The following is an 18067-nucleotide window of genomic DNA, read 5'->3' as shown; positions in this document are numbered from 1 at the left end:
TCGGGTCACGACTGATCCTGGTTGTTTACTACGAATATGTCCCTTATAATTCTTCTTTTGTCTTCTTCAATTCTTCTTTCAAAACCGGCAATATATTAAAAACATCGTCAACAATACCGTAATCAGCATACTGGAATATCGGGGCATTGGGGTCTTTGTTGATTGCAACGATCACTTTCGATGTGTCCATGCCCATTGTATGATGAAGGGCGCCTGATATGCCGCAGCCAATATAGAGCTTCGGAGATACGGTCTTGCCGCTTTTTCCGATCTGGTCGTCATAATCTCTCCATTTGGCGTCTACAACCGCACGGGAAGCTCCTGCCCTTCCTTCCATGATATCTGCGATTTCTTCAAGAGCCTGAAAATTTTCAGGACCTTTCATGCCTCTGCCGCCGCAAATAATAAAATCAGCTTCCTGCAGATCAATTTTTTTCGTAATAGCCTTTTGTATGCCAAGAACATTTATTCTCGTGTCTTTCTGCACATCCATTGTTTCTTCTATGATCTCACCGTTAAGCATCTTCTTTTCAATCAGGAAAGTATTGGGTCTGAATGTTAAAAGCGTATTTTTACTGCCTTTGAATGTAACCCATGAAATAATTTTACCTCCGTAAAGCGGTTTTTTAATCTTCATTTCTTCGCCTTCAAATTCAATGCCGATTGCATCTGACACTATGGGCATTTCCAGCCTTGCAGCAAGCCTCGGGAAAAGGTCTTTACCGGTTACAGTGGATGCTCCGAAAACCATTTTGGGATTATATTTTTTTACAAGATATTCCATTACTTGTGTATAGGCATCGCATCGGTATTCCTTTAAAATTTCCTTATCCACCACGATAATCTTGTCGGCATAGGCCTTTAATTCTTCTGCTATCTGAATTATATTACTGCCTAAAAGCACCGCATATGAAGCTGATGAAATTTTCTCAGTAATTTCCTTTGCCTTCGACAGAAGTTCGAAGGAAACTTTCCGGATTGCGCCGTCTTTACATTCTATAAATACAAAAACACCTCTTGACATATCCGCTCCTCTTTATAAAACTTTTGCTTCTTCTTTTAAAACCGTTATCAGGTCTCTTACCTTTTCCTCCGGTGTATTCCCTTCGATAATCCTGACAGGAGGCCTGCTTTCCGGGGTTTCATAATAGAGTATATTTGTTTTTGCTGCACATGTGTCTATCATTTCCCGTGTAAGTCCCAGTGAGTAAGGATCTATTAAAGGTATATCCGCTTTCATTGCTTTCATCACGCCGGTAATGAGCGGGACTCTCGGCTCGTTTAGCCCCTTCTGGGTAGTAAAAAGCGCCGGCAATTGTACTTCTACGGTTTCTCTGCCGCCTTCTATCTCGCTTTCCACCAATACCTTTTTTTCGTCGATAATATCCAGTTTCATAATCGCACTTACATGAGGGATACCCAGAAATTCAGCCGTCATTATTCCGATGTTCGAACTTTCATCATCAATTGCCTGTCTGCCGCACAAGATAAGATCAAAACCTTCCTGTTTGGCAAAACCTGCCAGAATCTTTGCTGTAATCAAAGGGTCGTCGCCGTTTATACCATTATTATCCAGTAAAAACGCCTGGTCAATGCCCATTGCAATCGCTGTTCGTAATGCTTCAATTGCCCTCCTGGGACCATACGTACAAACTCCGATCCAGGTTCCTTCTTTTTTTTCTTTGATGCTTATAGCTTCTTCAACAGCAAACTCATCAAAGAAATTCATATTATACTTATTCTCAATCTCAAGCGATTTTTTATCGCTTTTTATAAAAATTCTTGCCTCTGTATCAGCAACCTGCTTGATAAATACCAGAATTTTCAACTTATTAAGCCTCCTTATTGCAATTTGAGATTGCAGATTATAAATTCAGGACTTACAAATAAAAAACCGATTAATTTTATATGGATTTTTAAATTTGCAATTCTAAATTCAATATTTGCAATTTACAATTTTCCTATTATAGCCTTTCCAATAAAATCCTTCAAGACTTCATGTGTTCCTCCACCGTAAAGGAGGAACCGCGCATCCCTGAAATATCTCTGTGACTTGTATTCATAGGCGAAGGCGTTAGCACCGTAAATTCTTGTTAATTCATCAACCACCTTAAGACATGTTTCTGTTGCGTACATTTTTGCTTCAGCGGCAACAATCCTGCTTTCCATATTGTTTTCCAACAGCCACGAGCCATAGTAAATCATCAGTCTTGACGCATTAATCATAGTGTCCATATCGGCAAATTTTTCTCTTATCAACTGGTAATTTCCTATAGGTTGCCCGAAGGCCACTCTTTTTCTTGCAAATTCCAATGCTTCACGATATGCGCCTCTTGCTATGCCGAGAGCCATTGCGCCTGTCATTAACCGTACTTCGTCCAGTATATCGCTTACATAAAATACGCCTTTTCCAGGCTCTTCGCCCAGAAGATTTTCATAAGGCACCCATACGTTATCGAATACAAGTTCCCCGGTCACAGTGCCTCTGCACCCAAGTTTGTGGATAATCTGGCCGCTTGAAAAACCCGGCGTTCCCTTTTCTACTAAAAAAAAGTTCAACCCCTTCAGTCCTTTTGAAGGATCTGTTGTGGCAAGGACAGTACAGAAATCACATATAGGTCCGTTTGTAATCCACATCTTCGTTCCGTTTATCCGCCAGCCTTCTCCGTCCCGAACAGCCATTGTTCTTGTGGCGCCGAGATCGGAGCCTGACTGATCTTCTGTGAAGCACATTGTGGCAATCTTTTCACCTTTCATTGCCGGATAAAGGCACCGTTCCTTGATTGCGTCGCTTCCAAAACGGAATATGAAATATGTTCCCATGAGGATATTCATGATAACACTCTGGGCAAAACCGACAGAGCCGCGGGCAATCTCCTCATAAAAAGTCATGCACATAATCATATCTGCATTCAAACCGCCCATTTTTTCAGGATAACGTAATCCGAGATAGCCCAGCCTTGCAAATTCCTTCCACAGCTCCCATGGAAATTCATCCTTCTCGTCTATTTCCTGGGACCTGGGGGCAACTATTTTGTCAATTGTATCAGCAACAGTTTTCTTAAAAAAACCTTGTACTTCTGTTAATTGAAAGTCCATAATAATCCCCAATTTGAAAAATATAGAATACTAATATTGTATACAATATTTAAAATGGATCGGACTTGTCAAGCAAAATACTTGCTATGCTTCAACAAAACCTCTCAATTTTGTTGCTCTCATAGGGTGCTTCAGTTTTCTTAATGCCTTCGCTTCTATCTGTCTCACCCGCTCTCTTGTTACGTCAAAAACCTGTCCAACCTCTTCCAGGGTATGATCGTGCTTTTCTCCCAGACCAAACCTCATGCGCACCACCTTTTCTTCTTTTGGTGTCAGTGTGGCGAGCACTATGTTTAATTGTTCAATAAGATCATAGAATATGGCAGAATCCTGCGGTGTTTGCGCGCGCCGGTCTTCAATAAAATCAGCAAGGTGAGTATCGTCATCGTCGCTTATCGGTGCTTCAAGAGAAATAGGTTCTTTTGTTATTTTTAAAACCTTCCGCACCTTGTCTGTAGAAAACCCTATTTCTTCTGCTATTTCATCGGGAAGAGGTTCTCTGCCGAGATTCTGCACAAGCTCCTTCGATGCTTTTACAATTTTATTTATAGTTTCAATCATATGGACCGGAATTCTGATTGTTCTTGCCTGATCGGCTATGGCCCTTGTAATCGACTGTCGGATCCACCATGTGGCATAAGTGCTGAATTTATAACCCCGCCTGTACTCAAATCTGTCTACTGCCTTCATCAAACCTATGTTGCCTTCCTGAATTATATCCAGGAGAGAAAGCCCTCTGTTTATATATCGCTTTGCAATGCTTACAACTAATCTGAGATTGGCTTTAACCAATTCGTTCTTTGCACAGAGACATCTCTTTTCGGCATCTTCAATCTTTTTCAGATAGGACTTGAGTTCCTTAGCCGAAGCCCCTGCTTCCTGTTCAATTTTTTCCAGCCTTTTCTGTAGTGTAGATAACTGTGTCTCCATATCTTTGCTGCCGGCATTGCAACATTTTTCTATATCACCTTCTATTTTACAAATTCTTTCTACATACTTTTTTATTTTACAAGTAATATTCTCGGTAATTTTTTTACCAAAATTCATTTCGCCTATTATTGCCTTTACTTTTGCTCTGTATTTTGTTCTATTGCCTTTGCTGTTGTCTTTAAATTGCAGATAAACATTTTTCAGCCCTTCAAGAAGTTCAATTATCTTTTCTCTTTGCAATTCCATGTCGCATTCTGTTTCGTCTTCATCGTCATTACCGAAAATTATGTCTTTTATCTTTGTATTTGTTGTTTTAAGGGATAACAGGACATTCAGCAATTCTTTAACTGTACCAGGGAAAGAAACAATAATTTTTCTGATTTCTTCTTTGGCTTCTTCCATTCTAATGGCAATCTCTTTTTCGCCTTCACGTGTGAGCAATGCAAGATCGGCCATCTCTTTGATATAGTGTCTGATGGGGTTGGTCAGTTCATCAATATAAACTTCTTCAAGTTCAGCGTTCAAGACCTCTTCAAATCTTTCAGTATCTACAAGGCTTGTTTCGGCTTCCCCTTCCAGATCGAAAAGTTCCATGTCATCGAATATGCTTTCAGGTTTTTCACTGCCTTTTACGATAAGATACATTTTTTTGTTTTCTTGATTTTCATCAGAAGGAAAAAATATCTTCGCTTTATCGGCCATTTTCACCTCTCTTTTTATTGGTTGGTTTTGAAGAATGCCAGTACCTTTCTCTTCTCATTAAGAAGCTCCATAATCTCCTTTTCATCTCCCCTTTTTTCTGCTTCCAAAAGCCTTTCCGTAATTTTCTTTGCTTTATCTTTTATGGAATTTTTTTCTACATGTCTGAAGTAGTCCTGTAAAACCTTCTCTAATTCATTATCCTCATAACCTGCCACATCAAAAACAGCATTTGTTACTAAATCCCTCAAGCTATCCGTGCCAAGGACGTTAATAAAGTTGTTTACCTCCATGGTACCTTTCTCATCAAAGAAGTCACACATATTCATCAATATCTCTTTTATTTCGGCATCTTTTATATAATTTATCACCTCCTTTTCTTTTAATATCCCGAGCATTCCGGGTTTGCCCATCAAAGCCCCGATAACCTTTCTCTCGATAATACTGGATGAAATATAATTACCGGATAGTTGTTCAGTTCTCCTTTCCTCCAGTCCTTCTCTGAAATGGTATTCCTCCACTCCTGTTAATTCCGACAATCTCTTTATATAAAGTCTTTTTTTTACACCGCCTCTTATGCCTTCTATGTAAGGCAGAACCGATTTTATAAACCGGTTCTTGTTTTCCATTGTTCCTACTCCCCATTTTGCCATACAATAGTCAAAATAATAATCCATTATTGGTTTCTTTGTGTTGATCAATTTGTTCAGTGCATCCATCCCTTCTTTTTTTATAAAGCTATCCGGGTCATGACCATCGGGCAAAACAACCATACTTCCGTTAATATCCATATCAGAAAGCCGGCCTATCAACTTTAGGGCACTTTTTATACCAGCCTCGTCGCCGTCAAGCATAAGGGTTATATTATCCGTGTAATTTCTTAATCTGATAAGCTGCTCTTCTGTTACCGATGTACCCAGTGTGGAAACAATGTTCTTCAAACCTGCCGTATATAAAGCAATAAAATCGAAGTACCCTTCAACAATAAATACTTCATTCTTTTCGGTTATGTGTTTTCTTGTTTTGTCAATGCCGAATAACGATGTACCCTTAGAAAAGATAGGAGATTCCGGAGAATTTATATATTTTGGAAATCCTTCTTTTTCAATTGTTCTTCCTCCAAAGCCTATCACCTTTTTATTAACATCAATAATTGGAACTACAACCCTGCCCATGAACATATCGTATATTTCTGTATCTTTTAACCTTAAAATCCCTGTATTTAAAAGGACATCTCTTGGTATTCCAGAATTTTTTATAAATGTCCGGATCGAATTTCTTGACCTGTCGCTGTATCCGATCTTAAATTCATCAATAACATCAGAGGTTATTCCTCTCCTGGAAAGATATTCAAGCGCAACCCTGTTGTTCTTAATATTATTGTGGTAATAATCAGCCAGTTTCGACATTGCATCAAATGAATTCGACCTTTTTGTGCCCCCTTTTTTAATCTCAACCCCGTATTCATGTGCAAGATTTTCAAGGGTTTCCTGGAAGGTCATATTTTCGAATTTCATCAGAAAATTTATTACATTACCCCCTTCATGACATCCGAAACAATAATATATCTGTTTTTCAATGCTTACTGTAAAAGATGGTGTCTTTTCACTGTGAAATGGACATAAGCCACTGAAATCTTTGCCGCTTTTCCTTAGTTTAACATGTTGGGAAATAACATCCACAATATTTACCCTGTGAAGTAGTTCTTCCAGTGTTGATCTCATAAAAGCTCTACCAATGTTATTCCTGCGTTTCTTTCGTCTCTTTCAATATTTTTTATGTACTTTGTTTCAAGAAGACGGTTTTTGACTGCGTTCATCAGCCTGCCTGTTCCTATTCCGTGAATAATCTTTGCCTTTGATATGCCCCGGACAATGGCCTTGTCCATAAACCTGTCAAGTTCTTCCAATGCTTCCTCGACTCTCAGCCCCATGAGGTTCAACTCGGATACTTCAGTATCCTGAACGTTTACGACGATCTCTGCTTCTTTCCTGACCGGTTTGGGTACTTTTGTTTTTGATGTTTTACTGACAAGAGCTTTGTGGATCTTTGTTCTGAGGTTTCCTATGACAACCTCATACATGTCCCCCCCCTTATCGATGTTTGTAACATAACCATTTCCCCCCATGCTGCTCACAAATACATAGTCACCTATCCTAATATCATCAGTTTTTTTTATCGGATTTTTAACATATTTATTTCTTAAAGATGTTAATTTTTCCTTACTTATCTTTATAGACATTTTTTCATTTTTTGCAATCTCTTTTTTTATTGATTCCAATTCTACTTCTAATTCCAATAACCTGAGATTGTATTTTTCTTCAAATGTTTTTATAATTTCATCTTTTTTACCCTTTACCAGAGAAAGTCTCTTTTTTATTTCTTCTTTTGTGTTTTTAAGCTCTGCAAGTTCTTCATCAGCCTTTCTCCTTGCATTTTCCAATGCGCTTACAAGCTCGTTGAGCATATGTTCCTGTGTTCCCAGATACTCATAGCTTTTCTCGATAATCCTTTCAGGGACATTAATATTTTTTGCAACACTGATTGCATTGCTGTACCCTGCCATTCCATAGGTCAACTTATAAAGCGGCTTCATCTTTTCCGTGTCAAAAGCCGTGGCTGCATTTATAGCAAAGGGTTTCGTGTAGCCATAGGCTTTTAAAAGATTCAGGTGAGTTGTGACAATTACCCTGCACCCTTTTTCAACAAAGGCATCAATAACGCCCATTGAAAGGGCAGAAGCCTCCTGCGGTTCTGTATTCCCGCCGATTTCATCAATCAGGATAAGTTCTCCTCCAGCGGCATGCTCGTATATGTCTTTTACAGTTGTCATATGCGCAGTAAAACTGGAAAGTTCCATAGCAATATCCTGCTCATCCCCTATAATGGCAAAAACATTTTTAAAAACAGGTAACCTTGGCTTACCGGATGCCGGAATGAATAAACCTGTCTGTGCCATAAGGGATAAGAGTCCAACTGTTTTTAAAGCAGCAGTCTTGCCGCCGGCGTTCGGGCCGCTTATAATCATTGCTTTCTTGCCTGGTTCCATAAAAATATCTATCGGGATAGTCCGGTCTTTTTTTGATATTGCTATAAAAGGGTTTTTAGCATCTTTGATGTCTATGGATTCATCTGGACCAACCTCCGGTTTTGTACAGTCAAACTTTATGCTGAATAAGGCGAGGGACTGATAAAAATCAAGATCTGCAACAATCTCAAGGTCTGTTTTCAGGTCGTTGGCATAGGTCCTGATATATTCGGTCAATTCTTTTAGGACCCTTTTTTCCTCTTCCTTTTCCTCCTTTTCAAGCATGTTGATGTTATTGTTCATATCTACACATTCTACCGGTTCAACAAAAGATGTCTTCAGCGTATGAGAATAATCATGAACTATGCCCTGTAGAAACTGATTGAAGTTTGGTTTTAGAGGTATAACGTATCTCCCGTTTCGAATGGAGACATAGAAATCCTGTAGTACTGGGTTTACCGTTTCCCTTTCCATGATTTTTTCGAGTTGTTTTTTTATCTTTCCCCTGAAAAGGAATAAGTCTGCTCTGATCCTAGACAATTCATATGTTGCAGTGTCTTCAATAAACCCGTCAGGGTTGATGGTCTTGAGTATTTTTGAAAGGATATGAGGAAATGGCTTAGCATTTTCCAGAATTGTTTCTATGTATTGTCCTTTAACGTGCGCCTTTTTTAAGAACCTGACAATATCGTCGCAAGTCCTTAAAAAGGTTGACATCATCAAAAATTCACCTGTCTCAAGGATTGAGTCTTTAATAAAAGTCCTCTTCAAAACATCCCTGATATCAGCAATATAGGACAGAGGAATATTCCCATCCCACTTTATAATCTCAATAATGTCTTCAATTCTGTTCTGTCTGAGTTTTATTTCTTCGATAGCGCTAAGAGGCCTTAGCGCTGATATAAGATCTGCAGCAAAGGGGGTTGCAGAGTATTGTTTAAATAAATCAAGGAGTTTTAAATAATCGAGGTATGATAATGTTTTATCAACCATGGGTGGCTTTGACTATCTTACAGAGAAGACAGTCTTTTAAGCACCATTCCACTTAATGCCTTTCCATCGATTCTTCCAGGATATTTTTCCATAAGGTGTTTAATAACTTTCCCCATATCCTTCTGGTTTTTTGCTTCTACTATTTTTATGGTTTCCTCAATTTCTGTCAGAAGTTCTGTATCTGATAAGGCAACAGGCAGGAACCCTTTTAACATTTCGAGCTCTTTTTCTTCTTTATCTACAAGATCCTGTCTGTTGCCTTTTTTAAAACTTTCTATTGAATCAATATGCTGCTTTACCGATGTTTTTACGATACCGTAAAATTCGTCCTCTGTCAGTGCTCTGAGCTTTTCAACTTCCTTATTCTTGATAGCGGCAAGGAGCATACGAAGAATTGATACTTTTAAGGCATCTCTTTGCTTTAAGGATTGCTTAAGACTGTCTTCAATATTTGATCTGAATTCCATTAATAAAGACCTTTGTCCATTACTCTCTTAAGCTTTTTTAACGCTCTTTTCTTTGCGGCAAGCATTTTTTTCTTCTTTTTTACGCTTGGCTTTTCGTAATGTTCTCTTTTCTTAATCTCAGATAAAATCCCTGTTTTTTCGCATTGTTTTTTAAATCTCTTAAGGGCACTTTCGAAAGATTCTCCTTCTCTTACAATAACTGCTGGCATTCATCTTTCCCTCCTTCCATACATGGTATCTATAATATGTAAATTAAATTAGCTAATTAAACCCGAAATAGAGACTAAAGTCAACAGAATTGTACTTTTCAAGTCGAGCCGCATAAACATCGGTTGCAAGGTTAAATCAGCAGACACATTTATGAGTAGGCGGTTGAAAGTAAGGAGCAGTTTGCCGGATCAGGGGGGAGGTAATTCGGAAATGAAGAACTATGTCAATACCATTGTTCTTGACAACCTATTTTGTTAATCATAATATTTGAGAAATTTTACCTTGCAGTGCAATACCCGCTATACGTTAATGGAGCAAATTGACAGGTGCATAAAAGAATATCGGGCTGAAACAACACCAGGTTATTGCCTGTTAAAACAAAGGGAAGGTGATTACATGGCATATGATAAAGGTTTAGCGCAAAGAATTCGTGAAATTTTAGAAGAAGAGCATGGATTTAATGAAAAGAAAATGTTCGGAGGTATATGCATTTTATTCAACGGCAATATGGCCTGCGGCATATTGAATGATGACATCATTGTGCGTGTTGGTCCTTATATTTACGAAGAATCATTAAAAAAACCTCACGCAAGAGAGTTTGACATTACCGGAAGGTCTATGAAGGGCTGGGTAATGATTTCATCCGAGGGATATGAATCAGATGTGGATCTGATCGATTGGCTGTATAAAGGAATTGAATATGCCCGATCATTACCTCCAAAGCAGAATGTAAAAAAGTAAGGGTCTCGAATAATAATGCATAATATGATACATTTGCGAATATGTTTGAATGTACTGTAACAAATGAAGGCCCTATTAAGTGCATTACTGCAAAAGGGCGCATTGATTCGCTTAGTTCGTCTGACATTCAGAAGGTATTCGATGAGCTCATCCTCTCAGGTGAGCACACTTTTATTTTTGATATGGCGGCAGTGCATTATATAAGCAGTGCAGGCCTCCGCGTATTTATCAGCACACAGAAGTTGTTGAAAAAGGCGGGAGGAGAAATTATCCTCTCAGGCGTTACAGAGCCTGTTTTTGAAATATTTAAAATGAGCGGCCTTGTTGCATTATTCCATATGGTGACAGACAGAGAAGAGGTGCAGGAGCTGTTCCGTAAAGATAATAAGGGAACAGACATTATTGCATGTAAAATTGACGGGATAGCCATAGAGTACATCGAAAGCAAGGAAAAGAAATTATCCCCCCTCTTCGTTGCCGGGAAACAGGATAAAACGGCAGACTCTTCATTTACCGAAGAGGATGTCATAGCAGTGAAACCAACAGATATGCAGTTTGGCTGCGGCCTTGCGGCGCTGGGAGATACATACGATGAATACAGGTTTCTCTTTGGGGAATCCATGGTGGTGAACAACGCCTTCTTTTTTTATCCAGCCGTAAAACACTCATCTGTTGATTTCCTGATTGATGCCCATAAAAACCCAGGTGTTGTCTATAGATTTTTCCATGGTTTTGGCTTTAACGGGGACCATAGATATGTTCTCTCATTTCATGGGGAAAATACCCCTGTTGATTTATCTTCTCTGATCCGGAGTTTTTTTACGATCTCCAGTGCGGATATCCTCGGTGTTTGTATACTGGCAGAAAGCAAGGGAATCTGGGGCATGCATATTAAGCAGGTACCTGTCATTGACCGGAAACCGGCAAACGGGAAAAGTATCTTTGACAGCGATAATTTTTCCGATTGGATCGATTATCCACTTGAGCCGTCATATATAAACAACATTGTTATTGCAACGGGTATTGCCGTAAGGGAACGTTCATGCCTGGCTCGTGAGAATGCATTCCTCATTCCGGAAGGGAACAACTTCCATATCCACGGGGGCATTTTTGATAAGGCACCTGTCAGTAAAAATATGGCTGATTTTGACAAAGAGACGATGCGTATATTTAACGAACATCAGATATATAAAATCCAGCATCTTCTCGGTCTTTCAAAGTTTTCAACCGGCATGGCTGCAATCGTGGAGCTTGAGGCCTGAACAATGGAACTCTGGGTCGGTGCCATAAACCTCGGGTTTTTGTATGCTTTTATGGCCATGGGTGTTTTCATAACTTTCCGGATACATGACTTTCCCGATATTACGGTAGATGGGAGCTTTGTTACCGGGGCAGCAGTAACAGCCGTGCTTATTGTTGCCGGGGTAAACCCCTTTGCAGCCCTGGCCCTTTCTTTTTTAGCTGCGGCATTCGCCGGTGCTGTTACGGCTTTTATACATACCAGATTTAATATTAACGGCCTCCTTGCCGGCATACTCGTCATGACCGGTTTGTATTCGATCAATCTGCATATTATGGGGAGATCGAATATCCCTCTTCTCAACCGCCCCGGCATTATCACTTATTTAAAAACACTCAATCCGGGATTGCCCTACGAAATCTGGATATGCATTGTTTTTAGTGCCGTTATCTTTATTTTCTGGGCGCTTATCTCACTTTTTTTCAGGACAGATTTCGGGATCACTATGAGGGCAACGGGTAATAACCCGACAATGGCCGGTGCATCGGGTGTTAATGTAAATATGATGAAAACCATCGGCATTGCACTGGCAAACGGTCTTGTAGGTATTTCTGGCAGCATCGTAGCCCAGTATCAGGGTTTTGCCGATATCGGCATGGGCATAGGATCTGTTGTCTTTGGACTTGCAGCGGTCATCATCGGGGAATCAATCATCAGGACGAGGTCAGTCTACGGCAGAGTATTGAGCATAATTATCGGTTCCATTGTTTTCCGGCTCATGGTCGCCTTTGCTCTTTATGTCGGTTTGGACCCCATAGATTTGAAGCTCATTACCGCACTTTTTGTGCTCTTTATACTTATCGCTCCGAAAGTACTGACAGGCAGAGGTTTAGAAATTATCGGCGCAACTGAAATGATTGTAAAAAGAGTTAATGTTAAGAAATTGATCACAGGTGTTGCTGCTCTTATTGTAATTATAACCGCTGTTGCCTTTGGCTATAAATTATTCAGCACAAAAGCGCTTACTTCTTCAAAAAAGGTTCGCATCGGAATTGTTCAGTTGACAGACCACGCTCTTCTCAATATCACCCGCGACAGCTTTATCGAAGAGATGAAAAAGCTCGGATATGAAGATAAGAAAAATGTGAGCTACTATCTTGAGAATGCAAACGGTGATATGACTACTGTAAATTCCATACTTGATAAATTCCTGTATGAAAAAGTCGATATTGTACTACCCATTTCTACCGGTTGTACCCAGGCTGCCATAAACAAGATAAAGGACCGCCCCATAGTTTTTGCTACTGTTGCAAATCCTTTTATAATTGGTGCGGGCAAATCTGAAACAGAACATCTGCCCAATGTGACAGGGGTTTACGGAGCGGCGCCTTCAGATAAAATGATGGAAATGGTTAGAGAAATTTTGCCGGGAAAAATTAAAGTCGGATGCATATGGGACCCATCCCAGGAAAACGCCGTATATAATGTAAAAAAACTGAAAGAAACCATAGCGCTGAATAAGAATGTTACTTTCATCGGTGCAACAGTTGCAGGCTCGTCGGAAGTCTACCAGGCGGCAGCCTCACTGGCCGGCAAAGGAATAAACGCATTTGTTTTAACGACAGATAATATTGTTTTTTCAGCTTTCGAATCGATTGTGAAGGCGTCAGAAGCTAAAAAGATACCTATTTTCATAAGTGATGTTGAACGGCTGAAAGACGGCGCTCTCGGCGCTTGCGGATATGATTATTCTTTGAGCGGTATTCAGGCTGCCCGTATTACAGACCGTATCATAAAAGGTGAGAACCCGGCTGGCATACCCTTTGAAAAATACACCAAAATCACCAAAGGAATCAACTTTGACGTAGCAAAAAAGCTTGGTGTAATAATACCGCAGAAAATTCTCTCTGAAACTGCCATTATAGGCGACAACGCAAAAATTGATAAAAAGACGAGACGTCTTGCGCTCTTCCTCTTTTCTGACAACTTTGTTCTGAAAGTCACTGCAGACGGCATTATGGATGAGTTGAAAAAAAGCGGCATATTAAAGAAATACAACATAACCGTGGATATGAAAAATGCCCAGAACGATTATTCCATTGCCCAGGCCATAGTGCAGGATATAGTCCGTCAGAATTATGATTATCTTGTAACTGCATCAACTATTGCCCTTCAGGTGGCGGCCAACGGCAATACAAAGATTCCCCATATATTCGGGGCAGTAACAGACCCTTATCGAATGGGTATTGCTAAAACCCCCAAAGAACATATTCCTAATATTACAGGCGTTGCTACGTTTCAGCCTGTTGAATCAGCGATTAAGGCAATGAGGGCTATTTTTCCGAAGGCAAAACGTATCGGGATTATCTGGAATCCGGCTGAGGCAAATTCGGAAGCATGTACATTCAAGGCGCGGGAAGCGGCTAAGAAGCAGGGTTTTGAGCTTATTGAAAGAACAGTAAGCACAACCGATGAAGTAAAAGATGCCCTGGCTGCCCTTGTTAATGAGAAAATAGACGTTTTCTTCACATCCGGCGACAACACGGTGATGCTTGCCGTTGTAACAATAGCAGCCATTCTGAGCGAACACAGAATACCCTATTTTACAAACGACCCCACGGATATTGAACGCGGGGCATTCTTTTCAATCGGCGCCGACTATTTTGAAGTAGGCGTGGAGACTGCAAGGATTGCAGAGAGGGTAATCGGCGGAGAAGAAACAAAGAATATCCCCATTTTGGATTGTGCCCCGGAAAAAATAGGCATTCATATGGCGCTTGCAAAACTATACGGGGTAACTATACCGGAAAAGTTTTTGAAGAAGGCCGTTATTATTAAAAGGTAGATGATGATAGAGCTAAGCAGTATTCATAAAAGGTTTAACGCACACACGATTAATGAGGTTTATGCGTTGAAGGATGTTAGCCTTGAAATCAGGGAAGGCGAATTTGTCACAGTTATCGGTACCAACGGATCAGGGAAATCGACGCTGCTCAATATGGTGGCAGGCGCGATAATGCCTGATTCCGGGACCATTATGCTTGCAGGAGAAGATATTACAAAAAAGAAAGATTTTAAAAGGGCTCATTCTATTGCGAGGGTTTTTCAGAATCCTTTTATGGGAACTGCCCCGGACATGACCATAGCCGAGAATCTCCTTCTCGCATTTCTCAGGGGCAAGCGGCACTATCCGAAATTAGGACTAAACCGGGAACGCAGGGATTTATTCAAAAAGAGGCTGGCAGAACTTGAAATGCAACTTGAGGAAAGGATAGACACTGTCATCGGTACACTTTCCGGAGGGCAACGTCAGGCAGTAAGCCTTCTTATGGCTGTAATACGGGAGCCCCAAGTTCTTCTTCTTGATGAGCATACGGCAGCCCTTGACCCGAAATCGGCCTCTCAAATCATTAAATTGACAAAAACCTTTATTGAACGGGGGAATCTTACAGCCCTCATGGTAACGCACAGCATGCAGCAGGCACTTGAATTGGGAACCCGTACGATCATGATGCACCAGGGCCGGATTATCGATGATATTTCAGAAAAGGAAAAGGTGCGGCTCACGGTGGATGACCTCCTCGACAAGTTCGCAGAGTTGAGAAAATCGGAAAGACTGACAGATGATATTATTGAACAGTTAAGAAGAGAGTATCTATGATACCGATTAGCCTTCAATCATATAACTTCGTTGCCTCTCCGCTATTACTGGGGCTTGCGTCGCCCCCTCCACCAGCAAAGCTGTCGGAGCCTTCCCCTCGCGCCCAAGAATGGGCTGGTTAACACCTTACAACCTTCAGATGTGGAGCTTCCGCATTCACTCATCCGTATGTTCTCCTATTCCCGGGGCTTGCGTCGCCCCCTCCACCACGACCCGCTCTGTGGGTGCCCCGGCCGTCGGAGCCTCCCCTTCTCGCTCACTGTGTGAGCTAAACAAACCCCTGTATGCCCGGGTACCCCTTGGGTGCTATGTCTGAAACAGAATTGGTATGTATAATCCCGTTGTTTTATTATTGTCTGTCGAGTATTTCCCGCACTTTTTTCAGTAATTCATCTGGCAGCAGAGGTTTTTTGATAAAATCATATTCGCTTTGCTCAACACCCTTGTCAGACACCATGTCGAGTGTATATCCGCTCATAAAGAGGGCTTTAATGTCAGGCGCAAATATCTTTGTTGCATTATAAACATCTATACCGTTCTTGCGCGGCATAATAGAATCGAGAACTAAGAGTGATATACCTTTGTGTTCTCTGAATCTTTCAATTGCTTCATTTCCATTAACTGCCTCGATAACCGTATAGCCGTGTTCACTGAGAATGTCTTTAACAAAAAGCCTCACGTCCTCATCATCCTCTGCAACAAGAATTGTCTCTCTTCCACCTTTCATAAGTTCAACCGAAGGCTGTATATTATGGACAGCGCTTTTGACTACAGGAAGATAGACGTTGAAGATAGTCCCTTTGTTTGGCCAACTGTCGGTAGTGATGTATCCGCCGTGCTGCTTTACAATCCCGTAGACAGTGGATAGACCGAGTCCTGTACCCTTTCCGATAGCTTTAGTTGTAAAGAAGGGGTCGAAGATATTTTCTTTTGTCTTTGTGTCCATGCCTGTACCTGTATCCGATACGGCAATGAGTGCATACTGTCCTGTTTCACCGAACCCGTGAGCTAATACAAACTCTCTGTCCAGTTCAACAGCTTTTGTTGTGATAATTAAATTTCCTCCTCTCGGCATTGCATCTCTCGCATTGGAAACGAGATTAAAAAGGATTTGGTCAATCTGGCTTGCATCTGCCATAATTGTAATATCCTCCGCGCCCAGATCGGTTGTAAATGCAATATCCTCAGTAATGAGACGTTGCAGAAGTTTCTCAGATCCCCTGACGGCATTATTGACGTTTAATGGTTTTAAAGTGATGGGCTGCTGCCTGCTGAAGGCCAGGAGGCTTTGCGTAAGGCTTGCCGCCTTCCGGGACGCTGACAGTATCTGTTCCACATATATCCTTAAGGGGTCTGTTCTATCCATTTTCATTTGCAGGAGGGTTCCGAATCCTATCAGGGCAGTAATGATATTATTGAAATCATGGGCAATGCCGCCGGCGAGCGTGCCAATAGCCTCCATCTTCTGGGCCTGACGGAGCTGTGACTCAAGTGCTACCTCTTTTGTAATGTCAATCAGCGTCCCAAAGGAAGCCGGTCTTCCATTGTAAATGATAAAATTTCCCAGAATTTTTATTGTAATAACCTTGCCGTCCTTTCTGACTACCTTTAATTCATATTCACTTTGACATGTATTGCCATCCATGCGGCTTTCGAGGTTTTTTCGTATTTTTTCCCGTTCATCGGGAAGGATAATATCCAGTGGGCTCAATTTGTCAATAATTTCATTATAGGTATATCCTGATATCTTGCAGAACAGGGGATTGACGAATCTGAAGAGGCCGTCCTGAATAATAAAGGACCCTACAAGTGAATTTTCCACCACAGTGCGGTATTTTTCCTCTGACTCACGAAGTGCAATCTCGGCAGACTTCCGTTTAGATATGTCCTCTATGCTTCCTTCAAGGTATACGCAATGGCCTTCCCCGCTACAAACAGCGCGGGCGTTCATGGAGATCCATGCGATACTTCTGTCTTGCCTGTACAACTGCACCTCAAAACCTTCAACATATCCCTGTTCGCTTATGATTTTTTTAAGATGATCCCTGTCCTGGGAATCAACATAGAACTGATTAAGGTCTTTGATGTTTTTAACCATATCCTGCGGAGAGGCAAAGCCGGCCATCCGTGCCAGGGAAGGATTTACATTTAGTACCTCGCCATCCGGAGTAGCCTGAAAAATACCTTCTACTGCATTTTCGAAGATGTTACGGTATTTTTTCTCACTCTCCTGTAATTCTTCTACGGCCCTTCTCCTTACCAGTATTTCAGCCTGAAGTTTCTCGTTTGTTTCCCTTGATTCACTCAAAGACCTGACCATTTTTTGTTGTATGCTGTTTATTGCAAGAATGAGCGGCATTACATACACAACAAAACATGCGATCTGTACAATCCATCCAACGGGCGCTGATATATGATTGATAATATCGGGCTTCATGTTGATCATGCCTGTGCAAATGCCAGCGCCGATTAATGATGCTGTCAGGATGCTGGCGCACATAGCTATGATTCCCGCTCTTACACCGAGGAAAACCCCTGCGAAGATACAAAGTACGGTGAGGCTGGCAAAACCGGCGCTTGCAAGCCCCATGTTGATAAGAGAATACAGGACATCTACACAGATAAGACTAAGCAATGCTGAAAACATGAAAATGACAGATATTCGTCGGCGAAAAAAGAGAATTACCATGGCAAAGAGATACATACCTGTGTGTAAAAAGACTGCAGGGTACCATCCGTAATTTATTGACCGGTAGATTGAAAAAAGAAGCGCAATACCCCCGAAAATTCCGCCTGCCAGAAACATTATATCAAAAAGCTGTGTCAGGACTGTGTATAACTCTTCCTGTAACTTTTTTGTTTTACAGGAATTTTTGTAGATGTTCAGTACATGTTTTGCCACCGTGTTCATTGATGTCCCCCTTTTTTTAAAGATGAACATGCTGCATTTACATTGCTGAACCTCTGTTGCAATAACTATCGTCACTATTTAAATTATT

General features: G+C 40.9%; 13 protein-coding genes. 4 read left to right on the top strand and 9 right to left on the bottom strand.

What is annotated here, in order from left to right; genetic code table 11:
- Window positions 1-43: 43 nt before the first annotated feature.
- The 8 genes from NT010_09235 to rpsU form a co-directional block, all read right to left on the bottom strand.
- Window positions 44-1024: an electron transfer flavoprotein subunit alpha/FixB family protein gene (locus tag NT010_09235; GenBank protein ID MCX5806230.1), complete on the bottom strand. Its 981-nt coding sequence runs from the start codon at window positions 1022-1024 to the stop codon at window positions 44-46.
- 12 nt (window positions 1025-1036) lie between these two features.
- Window positions 1037-1828 carry an electron transfer flavoprotein subunit beta/FixA family protein gene (locus NT010_09230; protein ID MCX5806229.1) on the bottom strand — a complete coding sequence of 264 codons (792 nt, stop codon included), beginning with the start codon at window positions 1826-1828 and terminating at the stop codon, window positions 1037-1039.
- Window positions 1829-1950: 122 nt separating this feature from the next.
- Window positions 1951-3099, bottom strand: a complete 1149-nt coding sequence (locus NT010_09225; GenBank protein ID MCX5806228.1) for an acyl-CoA dehydrogenase family protein — start codon at window positions 3097-3099, stop codon at window positions 1951-1953.
- Window positions 3100-3183: 84 nt separating this feature from the next.
- Window positions 3184-4731, bottom strand: coding sequence for an RNA polymerase sigma factor RpoD (gene rpoD / locus NT010_09220; protein ID MCX5806227.1), 1548 nt, complete (start codon window positions 4729-4731; stop codon window positions 3184-3186).
- Window positions 4732-4745: 14 nt separating this feature from the next.
- A complete protein-coding gene (gene dnaG, locus NT010_09215) occupies window positions 4746-6452 on the bottom strand; it encodes a DNA primase (protein MCX5806226.1) in 1707 nt (568 codons plus the stop codon).
- Window positions 6449-8749: an endonuclease MutS2 gene (locus NT010_09210; GenBank protein ID MCX5806225.1), complete on the bottom strand. Its 2301-nt coding sequence runs from the start codon at window positions 8747-8749 to the stop codon at window positions 6449-6451. The genes dnaG and NT010_09210 overlap by 4 nt, the downstream gene beginning before the upstream one ends.
- Before the next feature lie 17 nt (window positions 8750-8766).
- Window positions 8767-9216 (bottom strand): GatB/YqeY domain-containing protein, encoded by a 450-nt coding sequence (locus NT010_09205; protein ID MCX5806224.1) that lies wholly within the window; start codon window positions 9214-9216, stop codon window positions 8767-8769.
- Window positions 9216-9425: a 30S ribosomal protein S21 gene (gene rpsU, locus NT010_09200; GenBank protein ID MCX5806223.1), complete on the bottom strand. Its 210-nt coding sequence runs from the start codon at window positions 9423-9425 to the stop codon at window positions 9216-9218. Before rpsU ends, NT010_09205 begins: the two co-directional genes overlap by 1 nt.
- Before the next feature lie 397 nt (window positions 9426-9822).
- On the opposite strand from rpsU, the gene NT010_09195 reads away from it, so the two are divergent.
- From NT010_09195 to NT010_09180, 4 genes are read left to right on the top strand one after another with little or no spacing between them, the layout of a single operon-like run.
- Window positions 9823-10167, top strand: coding sequence for a TfoX/Sxy family protein (locus NT010_09195; protein MCX5806222.1), 345 nt, complete (start codon window positions 9823-9825; stop codon window positions 10165-10167).
- 41 nt (window positions 10168-10208) lie between these two features.
- Window positions 10209-11429 carry an STAS domain-containing protein gene (locus tag NT010_09190; protein ID MCX5806221.1) on the top strand — a complete coding sequence of 407 codons (1221 nt, stop codon included), beginning with the start codon at window positions 10209-10211 and terminating at the stop codon, window positions 11427-11429.
- A 3-nt stretch (window positions 11430-11432) separates the two neighbouring features.
- Window positions 11433-14252 (top strand): hypothetical protein, encoded by a 2820-nt coding sequence (locus tag NT010_09185; GenBank protein ID MCX5806220.1) that lies wholly within the window; start codon window positions 11433-11435, stop codon window positions 14250-14252.
- Between the two features lie 3 nt (window positions 14253-14255).
- The gene (locus NT010_09180) at window positions 14256-15068 is read left to right on the top strand and encodes an ATP-binding cassette domain-containing protein (protein ID MCX5806219.1); all 813 of its coding nucleotides are present in this window, start codon (window positions 14256-14258) and stop codon (window positions 15066-15068) included.
- 349 nt (window positions 15069-15417) lie between these two features.
- Here the strand turns inward: NT010_09180 and NT010_09175 are convergent, their stop codons facing one another.
- Complete coding sequence (locus NT010_09175) at window positions 15418-17979, bottom strand: PAS domain S-box protein (protein ID MCX5806218.1); 2562 nt, start codon at window positions 17977-17979, stop codon at window positions 15418-15420.
- Between the last annotated feature and the right edge of the window lie 88 nt (window positions 17980-18067).

The sequence above is a fragment of the Pseudomonadota bacterium genome, assembly GCA_026388275.1.
Lineage (GTDB): Bacteria > Desulfobacterota > Syntrophorhabdia > Syntrophorhabdales > Syntrophorhabdaceae > JAPLKB01.
Note: the sequence above shows the minus strand (reverse complement) of the source record. Positions and strands in the feature narration are given on the sequence as shown.